Genomic DNA, 18,825 nt, shown 5'->3' with positions numbered 1-18,825 from the left:
GCCCGGCGGCTCTCGGCACTCAGGGCGCGACGAAGAACAGCCAGACGATGCAGACCATCCCCGCGAACCAGACCAGCGAGCGCAGCGCCGCCCAGTTCGCGACATAGACGACGCCGTGCAGCACGCGGATCGCGACGAACGCGGTGGCCAGCTGATCGACGCGCGCCGCGTTCGCTCCATCGTGCCACGCCACCACCAGCGCCGCCGTGAACAGCGCGAGCGCCTCCCAGGCGTTCTGGTGCGCGGCCGCCGCGCGGCGCCGCCAGCCTTCGAGCTTCGCGAGGTAGTCGCGCGGCGCGCGGTTGTCGTAGCTCGCGCGCCCCTTCGCGCAGACGGTCCAGACGAACGGCAGCAGCGCGACGATGGTCAGGCAGAGTTGCGAACGGATCATCTCCGGGTCTCCATTGTTGACATTGAACGATGACAAGATGGTGCGGAGCTTAGCATCGGCACGCCCCCGCGCCGCGCCGGAAAACTAGACGGCTTCCTCTGCCGCGGCGCACGATCGGCACGTCAGCGAGCGCGCGCTTATCACCGCATCGCATATGTATCCTGCCAATGCTTCTTTGGCGCCGCGCGCGCCGGGGCTTAAGCTGCGTCTCTTTTCTCATTGTGTTTTCGGCCCCGGCCGCATCCTCGTCGCCCCATGTTGACCACCGCTGAACGCGCCGCCGACTGGCTGCTCTCCGGCCTCGAATTGCGCAGCACCCTGTTCCACGCCGGCCAGTATTGCGGGACTTACCTCGCGTCCACGGCCGGCCACCAGCGCGCGAGCTTCCACCTCGTGCTGCAGGGCGAATGCTGGCTGCACCTGCGCGCCACCGACACGCGCCCGGCGCGCAGCCAGCGGCTCGTGGCCGGCGACGCGGTGTTCCTGCTGCACGACATCGCGCATTGCCTGTCGCCCGACGCGGCCGCGCCCGACGATCGCCAGTTCGGCGCACGCGCCGGCACCATGACCTCGCTCGAAGCCGACGCGTCGGCCGGCACTGTGGGCCTCGCCTGCGGCTTCTTCGAGTTCCGCTCCGACCTCGGCGATGCCATCCACGGCCTGCTGCCCGACCACATCCTCGCCAGCCACGACGATCCGCGCCTGGCCGGCGCGCGCGTGGTGTTCGACCTGATCCGCGAGGAGGCGCGCCGCACGCCCGACGCGCCCTCGCCGCTCGTCGACCGCCTGACCGACGTGCTGTTCTTCTACGCGCTGCGCACCGTGGCGAGCGCCGACGATTTCGCGCCCGGGCTCTGGTCGGTGATGCGCCGCGCCGAATTCGCGCCGCTCGTCAACGCGATCGTGGCCGAACCGGGCCAGGCCTGGACCACCACCTCGATGGCCGATTTCTGCCACATGTCGCGCGCGCGTTTCTGCAAGCAGTTCGCCGATGCCTGCGGCCAGCCGCCCGCGCAATTCCTCGCGCTGCTGCGCATGAAGGTGGCCGCCGAGATGCTGCGCCACGGCGCCTCGACCTGGAACGCGGCCGAGCACGTCGGCTACCGCTCCGAGTCGGCGTTCGCGCAGGCCTTCAAGCGCGTGACGGGCCTGCGGCCCGGCGCCTGCCGGCGCGAACGGCGCCACGACGCGTCGGTCTACGCGCCAATCCACTGACGGCGGCGCATGCGCCGCCCGGCGTCATGCACACGGCGCGCGAGACGAATCCGCAGGAAACACGGACGGCGCCGCATTGCCCGCCCGCGCCGCCGCCGGCAACAATGCAGCTTCGAACCTGCCCCTTCCTGCCGAGGACATCATGGCCCGTCTGCCGTTGCACACCGTCGAAAGCGCTCCCGAAGCGAGCCGCCCGTTCCTGGAAAAAGCGCTTGCCGCGAACGGCTATCTGCCGAACCTGGTCGCCTCGCTGGCCAACGCGCCCACCGCGCTCGAAGCCTATCTGACGGTGGGCGGCATCAACGGCCGCGCGGGCCTGACGCTGGCCGAACGCGAGGTGGTGCAGATCACGGCCGCCGCGATCCACGGCTGCGGCTTCTGCGTGGCCGGTCACACGGCCGTCGCGCTGAAGAAGGCACAATTGCCGGCCGAGGTGGTCGAGGCGATCCGCGAGCAGGCGACGATTCCCGACGCGCGGCTCGACGCCGTGGCCGTGCTCACGCGCGCCGTGATCGCGACGCGCGGCGCGGTGCCGGACGCGGCGCGCGCGGCGTTCCTCGCGGCCGGCTTCAGCGACGCGAACGCGCTGGAAGTGATCCTCGGCGTAAGCCTTGCCACGCTCTGCAACTTCGCGAACAATTTCGCCGGCAACGACCTGAATCCGCAACTCGCCGACTACCGCTGGGAACCGAAGGCCCGCACCGCATGAACCCGACGATTCCGATGCCCGACACCACGCCGGAAACCGGCGCGCCGGCCCAGAACTTGTCCGCCCGCGCCGAACTCGGCGCGTGGCTCGACGCGCATGCCGAATCGCTCGACACCGAACCGGTGCTGGCCGCCGAACTGCTGCCGCGGCTCGCGCGCGGCGGCGTGTTCGGCCTCGGCGTCCCGGTAGCCGACGGCGGCGCGGGCGGCAGCATCGCCGACGCGATCGAGGCGGTGGCCGAGGTCGCCACGCACTCGCTCGCGGCCGCGTTCGTGCTGTGGGGCCATCGCACCTTCATCGAATACGTGCTGCGCGGCGACCAGGACGCGCTGCGCGAGCGCTGGCTGCCGCCGCTGCTGCGCGGCGAGATCGCCGGCGCCACCGGCCTGTCGAACGCGATGAAGTACCTGTCGAACATCGAATCGCTGCAGATGCGCGCCACCCGTCATGCCGACGGCTACGCGCTCGCGGGCAGCCTGCCGTGGATCACCAACCTGCGGCCCGAGGGCTTCCTCGCGGCCGCCGCGTTCGAGCACGACGACGGCGCCGCGCCGTCGATCTTCGCGCTGCCGCACGCGGCGCCCGGCGTCGTGCGCAGCGACCACCTCGACCTGATCGCGCTGCGCGGCAGCAACACGGCCGCGCTGCGCGTGGACGGCACCGTGCTCGACGCCTCGTGGCGGATCGCGGCCGACGCGCCGGCGTTCCTCGCGCGCGTGCGCCCGTCGTTCCTCGGGCTGCAATGCGGGATGTCGGTGGGCCTCGCCGAGCGCGCGCTCGCGGCGGCGGCCGACACCGGCCACGCGACGCAGGACGTGATCGCCGACGAGATCGAGGCGACCCGCGCGACGCTGGCCGCGCAGCGCGAGCATCTGCTCGCGGGCGTGCTGGACGGCAGCTTCCTCGCGCGCCCGGCCGCGCTGTTCGAGCTGCGCATCGCGCTGGTGGCCAGCGTCGAGGCGGCCGTCGCGCTGGAAGTGCAGGCGGTGGGCGGACGCGGCTACCTGCGTGGCCAGGGCGGCACCGCGCGCCGCGTGCGCGAGGCCTCGTTCGTGCCGATCGTCACGCCGAGCCTGGTGCAGTTGAAGACCCAGCTCGCCCGCCACCGCCAGCAGGCGGCGACGGCATGAGCGGCGGCGCGCGACTCGAGACCGAGGGGCTCGCGCTCCGCTATCCGAACCGCGAGGTGCTGCGCGAGGTCGCGCTGCAGGTCGCGCCCGGCGAGATCCTCGCGCTGCTCGGGCCGAGCGGCTGCGGCAAGTCCTCGCTGCTGCGCGCGCTGGCGGGACTCGTGCCGCCCAGCGCGGGCACCGTGCGCGTCGACGGCGCGCCGGTGAACGGCCCGCGCGCCGACATCGCGCTCGCGTTCCAGCATCCCGCGCTGCTGCCGTGGCTCAGCGTCGAGCGCAACGTCGCGTTCGGCCTCGACTTCGCGCGCCAGCCGGCGCTGCCGCGTGCCACGCGCCGCGAGCGCACCACCGCCGCGCTGCGCGCGGTCGGCCTCGAACACGCGCGCCACTGGCGCCCCGCGCAGCTGTCGGGCGGCATGGCGCAGCGCGCCGCGCTGGCCCGCAGCCTCGCGCGCGAGCCGCGTGCGCTGCTGCTCGACGAACCGTTCGGCGCGCTCGACGAAGTCACGCGCGCCGGCATGCAGCAACTGCTGGTCGAGATCGTGCGCCGCACCGGCGCGACCGCCGTGCTCGTCACGCACGACATCGACGAGGCGCTGCGCGTGGCCGACCGCATCGTGCTGCTCGGCAACGGCGGCCGGCTCGCCGGCGAATGGCGCGTGGCGGTGCCCGCGCCGCGCGACGGCCAGCTCGACGCGCTCGGCGCGCTGCGCATCCCGATCCTGCAGGCGCTGCACGACGCGATGCAGCCGGCCGCGGCGCGCGACACCGCTTGAGCCCGGCCGCGAAGAATCCCGACGAACCCACCGTGGAACCCTGACGATGTGCCAATTCCCGATGTCCCGCCGCGAGTGGCTGAAGCTCGCGACGCTGTTCTCCGTGGCCGGCGCCGCGCCGCTGCTCGGTTCGCTGTCGGCGCGCGCCGCCGCCGAGCCCGACGCGCCGGTGCGGATCGGCTATCTGCCGATCATCGACGCCGCGCCGCTGCTGGTCGCGCACAACAACGGCTACTTCGAGGCCGCCGGCCTGCACGCCGAGAAGCCGACGCTGCTGCGCAGCTGGGCGCAGCTGGTCGAGGCGTTCCTGTCGGGCCAGGTCAACGTCGTCCACCTGCTCTCGCCGATGACGCTGTGGGCGCGCTACGGCAGCCGCGCGCCGGCCAAGGTGGTGGCCTGGAACCACGTGAACGGCTCGGCGCTCACGGTCGCGCCCGAGGTCAACTCGCTCGCCGACCTTGGCGGCAAGACCGTGGCCGTGCCGTTCTGGTACTCGATCCACAACGTGATCCTGCAGGACCTGCTGCGCGCGCAGGGGCTGCGCCCGGTGCTGAAGAAAGGCGCCGCGCCCGGCCCGAAGGAAGTCGCGCTGATCGTGATGTCGCCGTCCGACATGCCGCCCGCACTGGCCTCGCGCCAGATCGCCGGCTTCATCGTGGCCGAGCCGTTCAACGCGGCCGCCGAGCAACTGAACGTGGGCAAGGTGCTGCGCTTCACCGGCGATGTCTGGCGCAACCACGCCTGCTGCACGATCTTCATGCACGAGCAGGATCTGACGCAGCGCCCGGACTGGTCGCAGAAGGTGGTCGACGCGATCGTCAAGGCCCAGCTCTGGACCCGCGCGCATCCGCAGGACGCGGCCAGGCTGCTGTCGAAGGAAGGCCCGAACCATTACACGCCGCACGCATCGGCGCTGCTCGGCCGCGTGCTCGCGCCGCCCGCCAGCGACGAGGGGCGCTATCTGGGCGACCGCGCGATCCAGCACGCCGACTGGCACGAGAAGCGCATCGACTTCCAGCCCTATCCGTACCCGAGCTACACCGAGGAACTGGTGCGCCGGCTCAAGAACACGCAGACCGAGGGCGCGAGCGATTTCCTCGGCAAGCTCGATCCGGCGTTCGCGGCGCGCGATCTGGTGGACGACCGCTTCGTGAAGAAGAGCATCGAGGCGCTGGGCGGGATGGCCGCGTTCGGGCAGCCGGCCGGCTACACGCGGCAGGAGACGATTCTTGTCTAGCGTGCTGCCGACCGGGCACGAGGAACGCGACGCGCGCGACGCCCTCGCCCCGCCCGACGGCGCCGCCGCGGCCGACCTCGCACGCCGTCGTGCCGCGCGCCGCCGGCGCGCCGTGCTGCTCGGCGTGGCCGGTCTCGCGGCGACGCTGGCCGTCTGGTGGCTGGCCGTGGCGCTGCTGGCCGGCGGCAACGCGATGCTCGCGCAGTTCTCGCCACAGCGCGCGTGGCAGGCACTGCCGGCGCTGATCGGCGAGGATCAGCTGCTGCTGCACGTGGCCACCAGCCTGCGCCGCATCGCGGTGGGCCTCGGCGCGGCGCTCGTGATCGGCGTGCCGGTCGGCTTCGCGATCGGCCGCGTGCGCTGGCTCGAGCACGCGCTGTCGCCGACGCTGCAGTTCCTGCGCATGATCTCGCCGCTGTCGTGGATGCCGGTGGCGGTGATGTCGCTCGGCGTCGGCGATCGCGCCGTCTATTTCCTGCTCGCGTTCGCGGCGGTATGGCCGCTGATCCTCAGCACCGCGGCCGGCGTCGCGCAGCTGGACCGGCGCTGGATCGAACTGGGCCGCAGCCTGGCCGCGACGCGCGCCGAAATGCTCTGGCACATCTACGTGCCCGGCGTGGCCGCGCACGTGCTGACCGGCGTGCGGCTCGCGATCGGCATTCTCTGGATCGTGCTGGTGCCGGCCGAGATGATCGGCGTCAGTTCGGGGCTCGGCTACCTGATCCTCGACACGCGCGACCGGCTCGCCTACTCGGAGCTGACCGCCGTGATCCTCGTGATCGGCGTGCTCGGCTTCCTGCTCGATCTGGCCGCGCGCACGCTGGCCGCGCGGCTGAACGGCGGCGCCGGCGACGAGGGGCATTGAGGCGCGACGCGCCCTGCCCCGCGGATCCAGGACCCAGGACGAAAGGCCCGATCGTCGCGATCGGGCCTTCGTCGTGTCAGGCGGCGAGGCAGCCGCCCACCCAGCGCATCAGGCCTCGGCGTCGGCCAGCGCGTCCTGGAAATCGATCAGCACCTTCATCGCGCGGCGCCGGTCGCCGGCGAGCGCGAACGCCTCGCTCGCCTCGCGCGCCGGGAACACGCGCGTGATGGCGGGCGCCAGATCCACGCGCCCCTCGTTGATCAACTGCACGGCCAGCGCGAACTCGGCGTGGAAGCGGAACGAGCCGCAGATCGTCAGCTCCTTGGCCACCACCACGTTCTGCGGGATCGCCACGTCGCCGCCCAGGCCGAGCTGCACCACCACGCCGCGCGGGCGCAGCACCTCGAGCCCGTCGCGCAGCGCGCGTTCGTTGCCCGAGCACTCGATCATCACGTCGAAGCTGCCCTTGTCGGCCGCGAGCGGCTTCGTCCATTCGGGATCGGCCGCGACGTTGATGGTGTGATCGGCGCCGAGCGCCTTCGCCACCGCGAGCGGCTCGTCCACCACGTCGGTAGCCATCACCTCGCGCGCGCCGTGCGCGCGGGCCGCCGCCACCACCAGCGCGCCGATCGGCCCGCAGCCCGACACCAGCACGCGCCGGCCGATCAGCGCGCCGGCGCGCGTCACGGCATGCAGGCCGACCGCGAACGGCTCGGCCAGCGCGGCGAGCGAGAACGGCACGTGATCGGCCAGCTTCACGCACTGCGCCGCATCGCAGACCAGCGCGCCGCGAAACGCGCCCTGGATGTGCGGCATGCGCATCGCGCTGCCGTAGAAGCGCATGTCGAGACACTGGTTCGGCAGCCCTTCGAGGCAGTACTTGCACCGGCCACAGGGCCGGCTCGGGTTGACGGCCACGCGGTCGCCCACCCGCACGCCGGTCACGCCCTCGCCGGTCTCGACCACCGTGCCGGCCACCTCGTGGCCCAGAATCATCGGCTGCTGCAGCCGGATCGCGCCGAACCCGCCGTGGCGGAAGTAATGCAGGTCCGAGCCGCAGATGCCGCCCATCGCAACCTGCACGCGCACCTGGCCCGCGCCGGGCGCCTCGATGTCGGCGGCCTCGTAGCGCAGGTCGTTCGGCGCGTGAATGACGAGACACATGCAACGCAGTCTCATGGATGTTTCCTCCTGATCTTCAATGCTGGAACACCGGAATGCCGGAGCGCCCGGCGCTCAGACCACGCTCGTCAGGCCGCCGTCGACGAACAGCGTCTGGCCGTTGATGAAATCGGCCGCCGGCGAGGCGAGGAACACCGCCGCGCCGCACAGCTCCTCGACGCGGCCCCAGCGGCCGGCCGGCGTGCGCTTGCAGATCCAGTCGTTGAACGCGGGATCGGCGACCAGCGCCTGGTTCAGTTCGGTCTCGAAGTAGCCCGGCGCGAGGCCGTTGGCCTGGATGCCGTGGCGCGCCCAGTCCGCGCACATGCCCTTGGTCAGCATCCGCAGCGCGCCCTTGGTGGCCGCATACGGCGCGATCGAGGGCCGCGCGAGTTCGCTCTGCACCGAGCAGATGTTGATGATCTTGCCGCGACCGCGCCCGATCATGTGGCGCGCGAGCGCGCGCGAGACGATGAACGCGCCGTCGAGGTTGACGCGCATCAGCGCGTGCCAGTCGTCGTCCTCGAACTGGTCGAGCGGCGCGCGGCGCTGGATGCCGGCGTTGTTGACGAGGATCTCGATCGGGCCGACCTCGGCCTCGAACGCGTCGATCGCGGCCGTGGCCTGCGCCGAATCGGTCACGTCGAACACCGCGTGCGAGGCGTCGAAGCCTTCGTCGCGGAAGCCGGCCGCGAGCGCGGCGGCCTTCTCGGGATTGCGATCGTTGATCACGATGCTCGCGCCGGCTTGCGCGAGCCCGCGCGCAAGTGCGAGGCCGATGCCGCGTCCCGACCCGGTCACGAGCGCGCGGCGCCCGTCGAGCCGGAACAGGGTGGTCACGTCTGCCATGCCTGTCTCCGAATACCTGAGCCGCGCGCGCCGGAAATCGGCGCGCTGCGGCGGGCGCTCAGTAGACCGCAGGCGGCCGGGCCTTGCCAATGGTGATTGTTGATCGCGTAATCATGAAACGTGATCACCTGCCGGCCGTGGCCTCAACCGTCGCGGAACAGGTAGCTATAGGCGCTCAGCGCCGGCACGCCGCCCAGATGCGCATAGAGCACTTTCGAGCCGGCCGGGAACTCGCCGAGCCGCACCTTCTCGATCATGCCGTGCATCGACTTGCCTTCGTAGACCGGGTCGGTCAGCATGCCCTCGAACTTCGCGCTCAGGCGGATCGCCTCGAGCGTGCCGTCGCTCGGCAGGCCGTATTCGGGGCCGCCGAAGCGCTCGTCGAGCACCACGTCCGCCTCGCCGATGTCGCGGCCCAGCTCGACGCGATCGGCCGTGCCGCGCGCGATCCGCAGGATCTGCTCGCGCGTCTGCGCCGGCTTGGCCGAGGCGTCGATGCCGATCACGCGGTCGGCGCGCCCGTCGGCCGCGAAGCCCACCACCATGCCGGCCTGCGTGCTGCCCGTGACCGAGCACACGACGATGTAGTCGAAGCGAATCCCCAGCTCCGCCTCCTGCGCGCGCACTTCCTCGGCGAAGCCGACGAAGCCGAGCCCGCCGAGCGGATGCTCCGAGCAGCCGGCCGGAATCGGATACGGCTTGCCGCCGGCCGCGCGCACTTCGGCCAGCGCCTCCTCCCAGCTCTTGCGGATGCCGATGTCGAAGCCGTCCGGCACCAGCCGCACGTCGGCGCCCATGATGCGCGACATCTGGATGTTGCCGACCCGGTCATAGACCGCGTCCGCATAGTTGACCCAGTTCTCCTGCACCAGCACGCACTTCATGCCGAGATGCGCCGCCACCGCCGCCACCTGGCGCGTCTGGTTCGACTGCACGCCGCCGATCGACACCAGCGTGTCCGCGCCCTGCGCGATCGCGTCCGGAATCAGGTATTCGAGCTTGCGGGTCTTGTTGCCGCCGAACGCGAGCCCGCTGTTGCAATCCTCGCGCTTCGCGTACAGCTCGACCTTGCCGCCCAGATGGGCGCTGAGCCGCCGCAGCGGCTGGATCGGCGTCGGCCCGAAAGTCAGCGGATAACGCGGGAACTTCTGAAGATTCATGCCTCGCTCCTTGAACGGATGGATGGATACGTTCCGCACGACGCCCACGGTGCCGGCCCCCGCGCCTGTCGTCGAAACGATGCGACTATGTTAGAAACGACGGCACGAATCAGGGTTGCGAATCAATTGCTGATTTCAGATGTTTCGAAGGCTCGATTCATTTTTTGATTAATTTCGTTAGGAAATCTGGTCCATGTGCGCAACAAAAAAAACAGCGTCCGTGGCAGCCGCCGTGGCCGCCGGCGCGGAACTCGACCGCGTCGATCGCGCGATCCTGCGCGCGCTGCAGCGCGACGCGTCGATCTCGAACGTGGCGCTGGCCGGGCGCGTGAACCTGAGCCCGCCGGCCTGCCTGCGGCGCGTGGAAAAGCTCAGGGAGGCCGGGCTGATTCGCGGCGTCGTCGCGCTGCTCGAACCGAAGGCGCTGAACGCGGGCATGCTCGTGATGATCGGCGTGGTGCTCGACCGCTCGACGCCCGAGTCGTTCGCCGCGTTCGAGAAGGCCGCGCAGAAGGTGTCGGGCTGCATGGAATGCCATGTGGTGACCGGCGAGTTCGACGCCTTCATGCTGGTGCGCACGCGCGACAGCGAGACCTTCAACCGGCTGCACGCGGAACAGTTGCTCTACCTGCCCGGGGTCCGGCAGATCCGCACCTTCGTGGTGTTGAAGGAGATCCTCTCCACCACGCAGTTTCCGGTGTGAGCGGCGCGACGCGTCATGCATGCGGCAGACATGGGCCGTCACATTGAAAGCGGAATGAATGCTGTTTTAAATGCGCGGTTACAAACCGTTGCACCTGAAATGAAGCGCATTCGTATGATCGTGTCGTTCGACCACGAACCCGGACGCCAGGCCGCAGCGGATCGCATCCGACGCGGCGATGTCGGCCCCGGTTACAACCACACCACTCCGCTCAGGACACTCCATGAAAGCTCTGCTCGCTTCGGCTCTGGCCGTGACGCTCGCCCTCCTCGTGACGAACGCGGAAGCCCGCCCGCACAAGGTCTGCCACGTCGACCATCACCACCACCGCAGCTGCCACTGGGTCCACTAAGCCTCACGGTCCCGGCTGGCCGGCGGCACGCGCCGCCGGCGGGTTCGATGGCCGGCTCCGGCCTCGAACCCGATGCTTCGTTTCTGCTTCATTCCCCGTCTGAGTCCCCTTCCGCTTCGTTGCGCCTTTGCACGGCGTTCCGTCTTGCGCATCGCCCGCGACGCGTTCAATGCGCGCTGCCCCCGGCACTGCGCCCCGCCATCAACAGCACCCCGAGCCCCGAGATCGCCGTGCCCACCAGCATCAGCCACGACAGCGGCTCGCCGAACATCGCCCATGCCCAGATGAACGTGACGGGCGGGCTCAGGAACAGCACGCTCGTCACGCGTGACGGCGACGAGCGCCGCAGGCAGGCCCAGTAGAGCCCGCAGCCGCCGAGCGTGGCAAGGATCACGGTCCACGCGACGCTGGCCGCGAAGCCGGCCGAGGCGATCGGCAACAGGCGGCCCTGCGTGGCTTGCAATCCCACGAACACCGGGCACGACGCCGCGCACTGCAGCCACAGCGTGCCGAGCGGGCTCAACCCGGCGTGCCGGCCCGACGCGCGCTGCTGCCAGACCGTGGCCACCGCCAGCGAGGCCATGCCGGCCACCGGCAGCGCGTAGGCCCAGACCGGCGCGGCGCCGAGCGCGACCGCGTCGCGACACACCACCAGCGTGCCGGCCAGCCCGAGCGCCAGCCCCGCCCAGACGCGGCGCGGATGCCGCTCGCGCAATGCGAACGTGGAAACGAGCACGGTGCCGAGCGGCAGCAGATCCGCGATCAGCGCGGCGAGGCCGGCCGGCACGCCGAGCGCGATGCCCTTCGACACGCCGATCAGGTAGCCGGCCATCGCCAGCACACCGATGCCCGCCTGGCGGAGCAGCACCGCCGCGGGCGCGCGCCCGATCTCGCGGGCCACGAACGGCAGCAGGCAGACCGACACGGCGATCAGGCGCCACAGCATCACGAGGAAGATCGGCGCCTGGCCGGCCGAGAACCGCATGCCGACGAAGCCGGAACTCCAGGTCACGACCATCAGCGCCTCCAGCACCGGAAGCGGCAGGCGGGGAAGCTTGCGGAGCACGGCGGCTCCGCCCGGGTTCGATGTCGATGCGCGGGTCATGCCTGAAGGCTAGTGCCGCCGCGTCGATTCGAAAATCAAAATATACTGATCGAGTCGTTTAGCGGAACGAAACCATGAGCACGATCCTCGACATCGAGATATTGCGAACTTTTCACGCCGTGGCGCGACTCGGGCGGTTCCGGCTGGCCGCCGAATTCGTCAACAAGAGCCCGGCCGCCGTCAGCATCCACATCCAGCGGCTCGAGGCGATCGTCGGCGGCCGGCTGCTCGATCGGGACAACCAGACGGTCACGCTGACCGCGCTCGGCAAGCGGCTGCTCGCCAGCAGCAGCGACGTGCTGGCCGCCCACGACCGCGTGGTGGACGAGATTCACGGCAAGACGCTGGCCGGACGTGTGGTGCTGGGCATTCCCGATGAATATGCCGCGCACGTGATTCGCGATATCCTGCCGCGCTTCTCGGCCCAGTGGCCCAACCTGATCCTGGAAATGAGGACCGCGCCGAGCCTGAAGCTGCGCGACCAGATCGCGCGCGGCAAGCTCGATCTCGCGCTCGTGGTGCAGCCCGCGCACGACAGCCGGCCCGCCGATTTCCTGACCATGACGACGCCGGTGTGGGTGGCCGGCCCGAGCTTCGTCCACGACGAGTCGGCGCCGCTGCCGCTGGCGCTTTACGGCGAGCCCTGCCCGTACCGGATGGCGATGATGAGCGTGCTCGAATCGATCGGACGGAAGTGGCGCGTGATCCTGGACAGCGCCTCGACGCAGGCGATCCGCGCCTGCGTCGAGGCCGGCCTGGCGGTGACGCTGGTCGATCGCGCGCGGGTGGGCGCCGGGATGCGGGTGCTGGACACGCTGCCGGGCGTGGCCGACCACGAGGTGGTACTGATGCGCGGCGCGCGCGGCAAGGCAAGCGAGGCGACAGAGGTGCTCGCCACGGCGCTGCGGCAGCAGTTCAGGCTTTGATCGAGGGCTGACGAGGGCGGCCGGGCCTGATGCCCTCGTTCAGTGACTCGGTGTTGCGTCGATCACTCGGGAAAATCAGCGCTGCGCGTCACGGCTTCCCACGCGGCGATCTCGGCACGCAGCGTGTCCAGCTTCGCCTTGACACGTTCCAACCCGTTGCTGCCGAGGATCAGGTGCGCCGGCGGCGTGGGCGACTCCACCGCGGCGATGATCGCGAGCGCCGCGCGCGCCGGGTCGCCCGGCTGCTTGCCGCTGTGGGCCGAGATGGCCGCGCGACGCTGGCCGGCGATCGTGTCGTAGGCGTCGATCGGCGTCTTCGTCTGTTTCAGCGAACGCCCGGCCCAGTCGGTACGGAACGGCCCCGGTTCGACCGCGATGACCTTGATGCCGAGTTCGGCCGTCTCGGCACCGAGCGCTTCGCTCAGCCCCTCCACCGCGAACTTGCTGGCGCCGTAATAGCCGCTGCCCGGGTTGCCGATCAGGCCACCCACCGAGGTGATGTTGACGATGTGGCCGGCACGCTGCTTGCGCATCACCGGCAGCACCGCCTTGATCGTGTCGGCCAGTCCGAAGAAATTGACTTCGAACATGTCGCGCACGTCCTGGTCGTCGCCCTCTTCGATCGCGCTCAGATAGCCATAGCCGGCGTTGTTGACGAGCACGTCGAGGCGGCCGAACTGCTGCAGCGTCTGCTGCACCGCGTGGTCGATCTGTTCGCGCCGCGTGACGTCGAGTTCGAGCACGAGCGCGCGCTCGCCGTAGCGCTCGCCGAATTCCGCGAGCGAGCCAGGCTGGCGGGCGGTGACGACGGCGCGCCAGCCCTTGTCGAGCACGGCGAACGCCAGCTCGCGGCCGAAGCCGGTCGAACAGCCGGTGATGAACCAGACGGGGGTGGATGCGGGCGTGGATGACATGGGGAGTTCCTTGTTGGCGGGGGCCGCGCGAGGGAATGCGTCACGCGGTGGGGGAACGGGCCGGGAAGTATCGCATGTCGCGATGCGGCGTGCAGTCGGGGGGGCGCGCTGGTTTTACCGGCTGGGTGGTAATGATGCGGATGGCTTTCGGCTGTCTGTCGGATGCATTTCGGAACGCCGGCATTCGTGAAAAAGCGCGGGATTTTTTGGGCTCGCCGGCTTGGTCCGCCGGGCGCATGGTCACGACCAGTCGAGCCGACACGATCTCCCGCAGGCGGACCTTGTGTTTCCGTGCCGCTGAAGTCCAAACCATGCCGTCGTGTAACGGGGCGCCGCCCGACCGATCGGCTTCTCAGGTTTTACTCACCACCGTAAACGTCAGCACATCGCTGTAATCCCCCTTCTTCAGCAACGGCCTCACGTAAGTCCTGAAGGTCGGCGCGAAGCAGGTTCTGCCGGACGGGTTCAGGCGGATCGATGATTTCACCTGATTCGGAAGCGTGAATTCGGTACTGCCGTCGTCCAGCGCCATGCTGTACGGCACCACTTGAGTCGGATCGGCCAGCGCTTTCAGCTGGTACTGATTGTCGATTACCCCATTCTGGCTGTCGGCATCGAGTACCACGTCGAGGCCGTCGCCGCTCAATCCCGAATACGCAAAACAGAGCTGGTCGGCCGCCGCCGTGAAGCGCTTTTCCCCATGGTCCATCGGTAGTTCGCCCAGATCCCAGTCGGGTGCGGACATGCGGATCGTGACGGGCGGCTTCGGCGGATTGATCGGCGAGACGACCTGGCATCCGCTTCCGTCGGAATCGGGATACAGATAGGCTGCGCCCGTCTGCTCCTGCGAGAACCCGGTGAGAAAATATCCGACGTTGCCGGCCGTGACGCTGATCGCGCGCCACCGTTCTCCACGAAAAGTCACCTCGACGCTGGCGGAGAAAGCATTGGCATTGTGCCAATTATCATCGGGACGGCGGCCATTTATTTTGAAATCGATCATGCCCGGCCAATCCGTATAGGTGACCCTCAGTCCATAATCGCGTCCCACGCCGTTTATTTTCTCCCCCGCATTGAAGCCGCCAATAGAGATGTCATTGCTATAACTCTTCCCGTCCTTGTCATAGGCCAACGTCATCAACGATCTCGAATGCAGGCTCGTTCCACCACCCAGATTTTCACGCGTGGCAGCCTTGAAATTGATGATCAGCGATGCTGTTTTCGTACCGTCGCCGTTTTCACGCCATGTGCAATTGCCGTAACTGTCGACCACCGACTGCTTCAACATCGACTGAGCAGATACCGGTTTGCAAACCAGGCATCCCGACAGAATCATGACCCAGGCCAGCCGGACGTTCCTCATCGCGCCCGAGCTCCGCCAACGCCTACCCGCCATCCATCACGATGGATGTCTTCCTTGAAAAACCAACTCATGGATACCTCGCCTCTTTTCGACCAAATCGAGATCCCGCCGGTCGCATCGACGATCAGCGGATATTCGACTTTTTTTTAATCAGAAACCGCGCGACTCCCGGCTTGTTCGGTCAGCGTCCCGGAAAACCGAACGCTGTGGGTAGTCCGATCGAAAAATAGACTCGTGCAATGCTGCGCAGGCCGGGCGGACTTCACCGGATTCTTGAACGACGACTGGAAATTCAGAAGGATAACGAATCAACACGCAGCCACCTCGACATGGAGATCCGACGGCGTTTGCCGACGGCGTTTGCCGACGGCGTTTGCCGACGGCGTTTGCTTTCAAACAAGGATTTTGGCCCGATGACCGGCCCGCGTCTTGATTCAACGCATCGATATGGCAACCCGCCGATGCGGTTTCTTGATTCGCGCTCGTTGCGCGCCATCCCGAACCTGCCCCGGCCCTCGCCTCGCCCGGTGAATTCGCCCGCCCTCGCCCACGCTCGCTTGCGCGCGCCAATAAAAAAACGGCGGCCGTGGAATCCCACGCCGCCGTCGAAGCTCACGCGACCGACTGGCCAAACCATCGTCCACGCTACATCAAACCCTCACCGCATCAGAACACCGGATGCCCGCTGATGATGCTGGGCAGCCAGGTCGAAAAGAACGGCATGTACGTCACGATATTGATCGCGCTGAAGATCGCCAGGTAATACGGCCAGGCGGTCTTGGTGGTCTCGCCGATCGACACCTCGCCGATCGCGCAGCCCACGAACTGCACCGAGCCGATCGGCGGATGCACGAGGCCGAGCGAGCAGTTCAGCAGCAGCATGATCCCGAACTGCACCGGCCCCACGCCGCAGGCCATCGCGAGCGGCAGGAACAGCGGCGTGGTAATCAGGATGTGCGCGGCCATGTCCACGAACGTGCCGAGGAACACCTGCAGGATGTTGATGTACAGCAGCATCAGCCACGGCGCGGCGTTCGACTGCTGCAGCAGGTGCTCGATCGCGTCCGGAATCTCCAGGTACGACATCTGGAAGCGCAGCATGTTCGACACGGCGATCAGCAGCAGCACCACGCCGGTGGTACGCGAGGCGTGCGACAGCGCGCGCCACAGCTTCTTCATCGTCAGCGTGCGATAGACGAACAGCGTCAGCACCAGCGAGTACACCACCGCGATCGCGGCCGCCTCGGTCGCCGTGGCGATCCCCTTGGCCACGCACACCAGGATGATGGCGATCACGCCCAGGCCCGGCAGCGCGCCCACGAACGAACGCGCCACCGCGTACCAGCCCGGGAACTTCAGCAGTGCCGTGGAGCCGTCGGCGCTGCGCGGGTAGCCGTAGCGGCGCGCTTGCCAGTAGGCGGCGATCAGCACGAAGCCCATCACCCACAGCACCGGCAGCAGGCCCGAGAACAGCAGGTCGCCGATCGACACGCCGCTCACCATGTGGCCGTTCAGCATGCCGGTGATCCCCTGCGCGGCGAACGCGTAGATGATCATGTTGGTCGAGGTCGGCATCAGCGCGCCGGCCAGCGAGGCATGGGTGGTCACGTTCACCGCGTAGGCGGCGCTGTAGCCTTCGCGCTTCATCAGCGGGATCACCACGCCGCCCATCGCCGAGGTGTCGGCGGTCGGCGAGCCGGACACGCCGCCGAACAGCGTGCAGGCCACCACGTTGGCCATGCCGAGGCCGCCGCGGAAGTGCCCGACGGCCGACTGCGCGAAGTTCAGGATCCGGTCGGCGATGCCGCCATGCAGCATCAGTTCGCCGGAGAAGATGAAGAACGGCACGGCGAGGAACGAGAACGCGTTCATCCCCGAGATGACGGACTGCATCGCGGTGGCCACCGGCAGCCCTTCGGCCAGGTAGGTCGCGACGCACGAGAGCCCGAGCGCGAACGACACGGGCACCCCGAGAAACAGCAGCAGCAGGAAGCTGATGGAAAGGATTGCGAGTTCCATGGTGGATCAGGTTCGGTTGCGCTTGCGCAGCGCAAGCAAGTGCTCGAGCGAGAACAGGATGATGGCGAGACCCGCCGGCATCGGGATCAGGTAGCGGACCGCCTCGGGCAGCCCGATGATCGGGATGCTGTCGTCGGCAGTGGTTTCGGCCATCTGCAGGCAGCCGATGATGATCGCGACCGCGAACGCGATCAGGCACAGATGCTGGAACCCGTGGACGACCGCCTGGCCCTTCGGGGAAAGCCGGCGCACGAACGAATCGAGGCCGATGTGGCCGCCGTCGCGGACCTTCATCGCGGCGCCGAACATCGCGATCACGATCACGAGCAGCAGCGCGATCGGCTCGACGAAATCGGGCGCGTCGTTGAACACGTAGCGCTTCACGACGGCGTAGAACACGAGCGCCGTCAGCGCGACGAGACTCGCGGACGCGATCACCGCCAGCGCCATGAAGAACACGTCGTTCGTGTGCTTGATGAACCTCATTGCTTCAATCCTCATCGGACAGGAAAGGCGGCCGGGCGCATCCACGCACGGCCGCCGGTTCGCGCATGCGGGCCGGCATCGCCGGACCGCACGCCGCGTCTTACTTGATCGCCTGGATTTCGTCGACGATCTGCTTCATTTGCGGGGTCTTCTCGTACTTGGTCCAGAGCGGCTGCATCGCCTTCACGAACGCGGCACGGTCGATCTGCGCGGCCGGCACGATGGTGGCGCCGCCCTTCAGCACGGCCTTGCGCGCATCGCCTTCACGCGCCGTCCAGAGCTGCACGTAGTACGGCACCGAGTCGGCGGCCGCCTTCTTGATCGCCGCCTGCTCCTGCGGGGAGAGCGTGTCCCAGATCTTCTTCGAGAACACCAGCACTTCCGGCGTCATGGCGTGCTGCGTTTCCGAGTACACGTTCGCCACTTCGTAATGCTTGGTTTCGTCATACGACGGCAGGTTGTTCTCGGCCGCGTCCACCAGGCCCGTCTTCAGGCCCGTATAGACTTCCGAGAACGGCATCGGGGTCGGCACGCCGCCCATCGCCTTGATTTCATCGACCATCAGGTCCGACGGCTGCACGCGCACCTTGAGGCCCTTCATGTCGGCCGGCGACTTGACCGGACGCTTCGCGTAGATCGAACGCGCGCCGCTCTCGTAGAAGGTCAGCGCGATCAGGCCTTTCGCCTTGAACGCGTCGAGGATCTTCTGGCCTTCCGGGCCGTACATCACGTTGCGGAAGTGCTCGATGTCGCGGAACAGGAACGGGAACGACGGGATCAGCGATTCCGGCACGATCTCGTTGAACGCGGCGCCGTTGGCGCGAACCATGTCGATCGCGCCGATCCGCACCTGGTCGATCGTCTCGTTTTCCGAGCCGAGCGCGCTGTTGCCGTAGACCTTGATCGAATCCTTGCCGCCCGTGGCCTTGCTGATCTCGTCGCTCATGAACTTGACGGCCATGTTCGTCGGGAAGTTGTCGCTGTGGACGTCAGCCGAGCGGAACGTGCGGGCCTGGGCCGACATCGTGGTCGCCGCGGCCAGCGCCGCGACGATCGCGACCGCGACGCGGGTGCGAGTGAAGATCGTTTTCATGGTCAAGTCTCCTCTGGGAATATCGAGTATTGGGTGGGCGGGCGCCGCCCCCGGCACGGCGTCAGCGCGAGGCCGGACGCGGGTTGTCGAGCGTGGCGGACGTCACCCCGGCGGACTTCGCGACGTTCGGCACGTATGCAATGGCACGCACCGGCAGGCTGTCGCCCTGCTTTCGCCGCATGTCGTCATATCCGGTCACTGCCATCCCCCTGTCGTCGGGCCGTTCGTCGTCGTTGTCGTCAGATCACCATCAGACAGCTCACCCGCTGTCTCACGTCGTACAACTAGGGAGCGAGTCTATCGGGGCGGAACCACGCTTGTACACTTGGTGCATACCCGCAGAGGGTCGATCGTCGCGTTTCTCGAAAAAT

Annotated in this window: 19 protein-coding genes; 9 read left to right on the top strand and 10 right to left on the bottom strand. The window is 68.5% G+C overall.

Going from position 1 to position 18,825, the window contains the following annotated elements; genetic code table 11:
* Window positions 1-19 precede the first annotated feature (19 nt).
* A complete protein-coding gene (locus tag BpN12_RS05715; protein WP_246794319.1) occupies window positions 20-391 on the bottom strand; it encodes an MAPEG family protein in 372 nt (123 codons plus the stop codon).
* 255 nt (window positions 392-646) lie between these two features.
* On the opposite strand from BpN12_RS05715, the gene BpN12_RS05710 reads away from it, so the two are divergent.
* The 6 genes from BpN12_RS05710 (at window position 647) to BpN12_RS05685 (ending at window position 6,323) form a co-directional block, all read left to right on the top strand.
* Window positions 647-1,606: an AraC family transcriptional regulator gene (locus tag BpN12_RS05710; RefSeq protein WP_246794318.1), complete on the top strand. Its 960-nt coding sequence runs from the start codon at window positions 647-649 to the stop codon at window positions 1,604-1,606.
* Between the two features lie 142 nt (window positions 1,607-1,748).
* Window positions 1,749-2,315 (top strand): carboxymuconolactone decarboxylase family protein, encoded by a 567-nt coding sequence (locus BpN12_RS05705; protein ID WP_246794317.1) that lies wholly within the window; start codon window positions 1,749-1,751, stop codon window positions 2,313-2,315.
* Window positions 2,316-2,329: 14 nt separating this feature from the next.
* The gene (locus BpN12_RS05700; protein WP_425306302.1) at window positions 2,330-3,445 is read left to right on the top strand and encodes an acyl-CoA dehydrogenase family protein; all 1,116 of its coding nucleotides are present in this window, start codon (window positions 2,330-2,332) and stop codon (window positions 3,443-3,445) included.
* The gene (locus BpN12_RS05695; protein WP_246794315.1) at window positions 3,442-4,221 is read left to right on the top strand and encodes an ABC transporter ATP-binding protein; all 780 of its coding nucleotides are present in this window, start codon (window positions 3,442-3,444) and stop codon (window positions 4,219-4,221) included. Before BpN12_RS05700 ends, BpN12_RS05695 begins: the two co-directional genes overlap by 4 nt.
* 46 nt (window positions 4,222-4,267) lie before the next feature.
* The gene (locus BpN12_RS05690; protein ID WP_246794314.1) at window positions 4,268-5,458 is read left to right on the top strand and encodes an ABC transporter substrate-binding protein; all 1,191 of its coding nucleotides are present in this window, start codon (window positions 4,268-4,270) and stop codon (window positions 5,456-5,458) included.
* On the top strand, window positions 5,451-6,323 hold the full coding sequence (locus BpN12_RS05685; protein WP_425306291.1) for an ABC transporter permease: 873 nt from the start codon (window positions 5,451-5,453) through the stop codon (window positions 6,321-6,323). The genes BpN12_RS05690 and BpN12_RS05685 overlap by 8 nt, the downstream gene beginning before the upstream one ends.
* A gap of 108 nt (window positions 6,324-6,431) precedes the next feature.
* Here BpN12_RS05685 and BpN12_RS05680 read toward each other — a convergent pair whose 3' ends face one another.
* The 3 genes from BpN12_RS05680 to BpN12_RS05670 form a co-directional block, all read right to left on the bottom strand.
* Window positions 6,432-7,502 carry an L-idonate 5-dehydrogenase gene (locus BpN12_RS05680; RefSeq protein ID WP_246794313.1) on the bottom strand — a complete coding sequence of 357 codons (1,071 nt, stop codon included), beginning with the start codon at window positions 7,500-7,502 and terminating at the stop codon, window positions 6,432-6,434.
* Window positions 7,503-7,559: 57 nt separating this feature from the next.
* On the bottom strand, window positions 7,560-8,333 hold the full coding sequence (locus BpN12_RS05675; protein WP_246794312.1) for an SDR family NAD(P)-dependent oxidoreductase: 774 nt from the start codon (window positions 8,331-8,333) through the stop codon (window positions 7,560-7,562).
* A 143-nt stretch (window positions 8,334-8,476) separates the two neighbouring features.
* On the bottom strand, window positions 8,477-9,493 hold the full coding sequence (locus tag BpN12_RS05670; RefSeq protein ID WP_246794311.1) for a 1-aminocyclopropane-1-carboxylate deaminase: 1,017 nt from the start codon (window positions 9,491-9,493) through the stop codon (window positions 8,477-8,479).
* 193 nt (window positions 9,494-9,686) lie between these two features.
* Between BpN12_RS05670 and BpN12_RS05665 the strand changes: the two genes are divergently transcribed.
* Together BpN12_RS05665 and BpN12_RS05660 are read left to right on the top strand one after the other, a co-directional pair.
* Window positions 9,687-10,196 carry an Lrp/AsnC family transcriptional regulator gene (locus tag BpN12_RS05665; RefSeq protein WP_246794310.1) on the top strand — a complete coding sequence of 170 codons (510 nt, stop codon included), beginning with the start codon at window positions 9,687-9,689 and terminating at the stop codon, window positions 10,194-10,196.
* Window positions 10,197-10,419: 223 nt separating this feature from the next.
* Window positions 10,420-10,548, top strand: a complete 129-nt coding sequence (locus BpN12_RS05660) for an HHHH-motif protein (RefSeq protein WP_246794309.1) — start codon at window positions 10,420-10,422, stop codon at window positions 10,546-10,548.
* 166 nt (window positions 10,549-10,714) lie between these two features.
* Here BpN12_RS05660 and BpN12_RS05655 read toward each other — a convergent pair whose 3' ends face one another.
* Window positions 10,715-11,614 (bottom strand): DMT family transporter, encoded by a 900-nt coding sequence (locus BpN12_RS05655; RefSeq protein ID WP_342346200.1) that lies wholly within the window; start codon window positions 11,612-11,614, stop codon window positions 10,715-10,717.
* Between the two features lie 113 nt (window positions 11,615-11,727).
* Here BpN12_RS05655 and BpN12_RS05650 point away from each other — a divergent pair, with 113 nt between their 5' ends.
* On the top strand, window positions 11,728-12,579 hold the full coding sequence (locus tag BpN12_RS05650) for a LysR substrate-binding domain-containing protein (protein ID WP_246794308.1): 852 nt from the start codon (window positions 11,728-11,730) through the stop codon (window positions 12,577-12,579).
* A gap of 62 nt (window positions 12,580-12,641) precedes the next feature.
* Here BpN12_RS05650 and BpN12_RS05645 read toward each other — a convergent pair whose 3' ends face one another.
* The 5 genes from BpN12_RS05645 to BpN12_RS05625 form a co-directional block, all read right to left on the bottom strand.
* On the bottom strand, window positions 12,642-13,493 hold the full coding sequence (locus BpN12_RS05645) for an oxidoreductase (protein WP_246794307.1): 852 nt from the start codon (window positions 13,491-13,493) through the stop codon (window positions 12,642-12,644).
* A gap of 352 nt (window positions 13,494-13,845) precedes the next feature.
* Entirely contained in the window at window positions 13,846-14,856 is a 1,011-nt protein-coding gene (locus tag BpN12_RS05640) for a hypothetical protein (RefSeq protein ID WP_246794306.1), read from the bottom strand.
* 666 nt (window positions 14,857-15,522) lie between these two features.
* The gene (locus BpN12_RS05635) at window positions 15,523-16,875 is read right to left on the bottom strand and encodes a TRAP transporter large permease (RefSeq protein ID WP_246794305.1); all 1,353 of its coding nucleotides are present in this window, start codon (window positions 16,873-16,875) and stop codon (window positions 15,523-15,525) included.
* A gap of 6 nt (window positions 16,876-16,881) precedes the next feature.
* Window positions 16,882-17,376 (bottom strand): TRAP transporter small permease, encoded by a 495-nt coding sequence (locus BpN12_RS05630; RefSeq protein ID WP_425306290.1) that lies wholly within the window; start codon window positions 17,374-17,376, stop codon window positions 16,882-16,884.
* Between the two features lie 85 nt (window positions 17,377-17,461).
* On the bottom strand, window positions 17,462-18,454 hold the full coding sequence (locus BpN12_RS05625) for a TRAP transporter substrate-binding protein (RefSeq protein ID WP_246794303.1): 993 nt from the start codon (window positions 18,452-18,454) through the stop codon (window positions 17,462-17,464).
* Window positions 18,455-18,825: the final 371 nt, after the last annotated feature.

Origin of the sequence: Burkholderia perseverans (genome assembly GCF_022870505.1) — a bacterium.
GTDB classification, from domain to species: domain Bacteria; phylum Pseudomonadota; class Gammaproteobacteria; order Burkholderiales; family Burkholderiaceae; genus Burkholderia; species Burkholderia plantarii.
The sequence above is the reverse complement of the archived record's forward strand: the minus strand, read 5'-3'. Positions and strand labels throughout refer to the sequence as shown.

What these genes read in the sequence shown, in the direction of transcription:
- BpN12_RS05660 (WP_246794309.1), top strand. Translation starts at nt 10,420, where the DNA reads ATGAAAGCTCTGCTCGCTTCGGCTCTGGCCGTGACGCTCGCCCTCCTC.
- BpN12_RS05645 (WP_246794307.1), bottom strand. Translation starts at nt 13,493, where the DNA reads ATGTCATCCACGCCCGCATCCACCCCCGTCTGGTTCATCACCGGCTGT.
- BpN12_RS05715 (WP_246794319.1), bottom strand. Translation starts at nt 391, where the DNA reads ATGATCCGTTCGCAACTCTGCCTGACCATCGTCGCGCTGCTGCCGTTC.
- BpN12_RS05700 (WP_425306302.1), top strand. Translation starts at nt 2,330, where the DNA reads ATGCCCGACACCACGCCGGAAACCGGCGCGCCGGCCCAGAACTTGTCC.
- BpN12_RS05670 (WP_246794311.1), bottom strand. Translation starts at nt 9,493, where the DNA reads ATGAATCTTCAGAAGTTCCCGCGTTATCCGCTGACTTTCGGGCCGACG.
- BpN12_RS05625 (WP_246794303.1), bottom strand. Translation starts at nt 18,454, where the DNA reads ATGAAAACGATCTTCACTCGCACCCGCGTCGCGGTCGCGATCGTCGCG.
- BpN12_RS05690 (WP_246794314.1), top strand. Translation starts at nt 4,268, where the DNA reads ATGTGCCAATTCCCGATGTCCCGCCGCGAGTGGCTGAAGCTCGCGACG.
- BpN12_RS05665 (WP_246794310.1), top strand. Translation starts at nt 9,687, where the DNA reads ATGTGCGCAACAAAAAAAACAGCGTCCGTGGCAGCCGCCGTGGCCGCC.
- BpN12_RS05640 (WP_246794306.1), bottom strand. Translation starts at nt 14,856, where the DNA reads ATGAGGAACGTCCGGCTGGCCTGGGTCATGATTCTGTCGGGATGCCTG.
- BpN12_RS05695 (WP_246794315.1), top strand. Translation starts at nt 3,442, where the DNA reads ATGAGCGGCGGCGCGCGACTCGAGACCGAGGGGCTCGCGCTCCGCTAT.
- BpN12_RS05675 (WP_246794312.1), bottom strand. Translation starts at nt 8,333, where the DNA reads ATGGCAGACGTGACCACCCTGTTCCGGCTCGACGGGCGCCGCGCGCTC.
- BpN12_RS05630 (WP_425306290.1), bottom strand. Translation starts at nt 17,376, where the DNA reads ATGAGGATTGAAGCAATGAGGTTCATCAAGCACACGAACGACGTGTTC.
- BpN12_RS05650 (WP_246794308.1), top strand. Translation starts at nt 11,728, where the DNA reads ATGAGCACGATCCTCGACATCGAGATATTGCGAACTTTTCACGCCGTG.
- BpN12_RS05710 (WP_246794318.1), top strand. Translation starts at nt 647, where the DNA reads ATGTTGACCACCGCTGAACGCGCCGCCGACTGGCTGCTCTCCGGCCTC.
- BpN12_RS05680 (WP_246794313.1), bottom strand. Translation starts at nt 7,502, where the DNA reads ATGAGACTGCGTTGCATGTGTCTCGTCATTCACGCGCCGAACGACCTG.
- BpN12_RS05705 (WP_246794317.1), top strand. Translation starts at nt 1,749, where the DNA reads ATGGCCCGTCTGCCGTTGCACACCGTCGAAAGCGCTCCCGAAGCGAGC.
- BpN12_RS05635 (WP_246794305.1), bottom strand. Translation starts at nt 16,875, where the DNA reads ATGGAACTCGCAATCCTTTCCATCAGCTTCCTGCTGCTGCTGTTTCTC.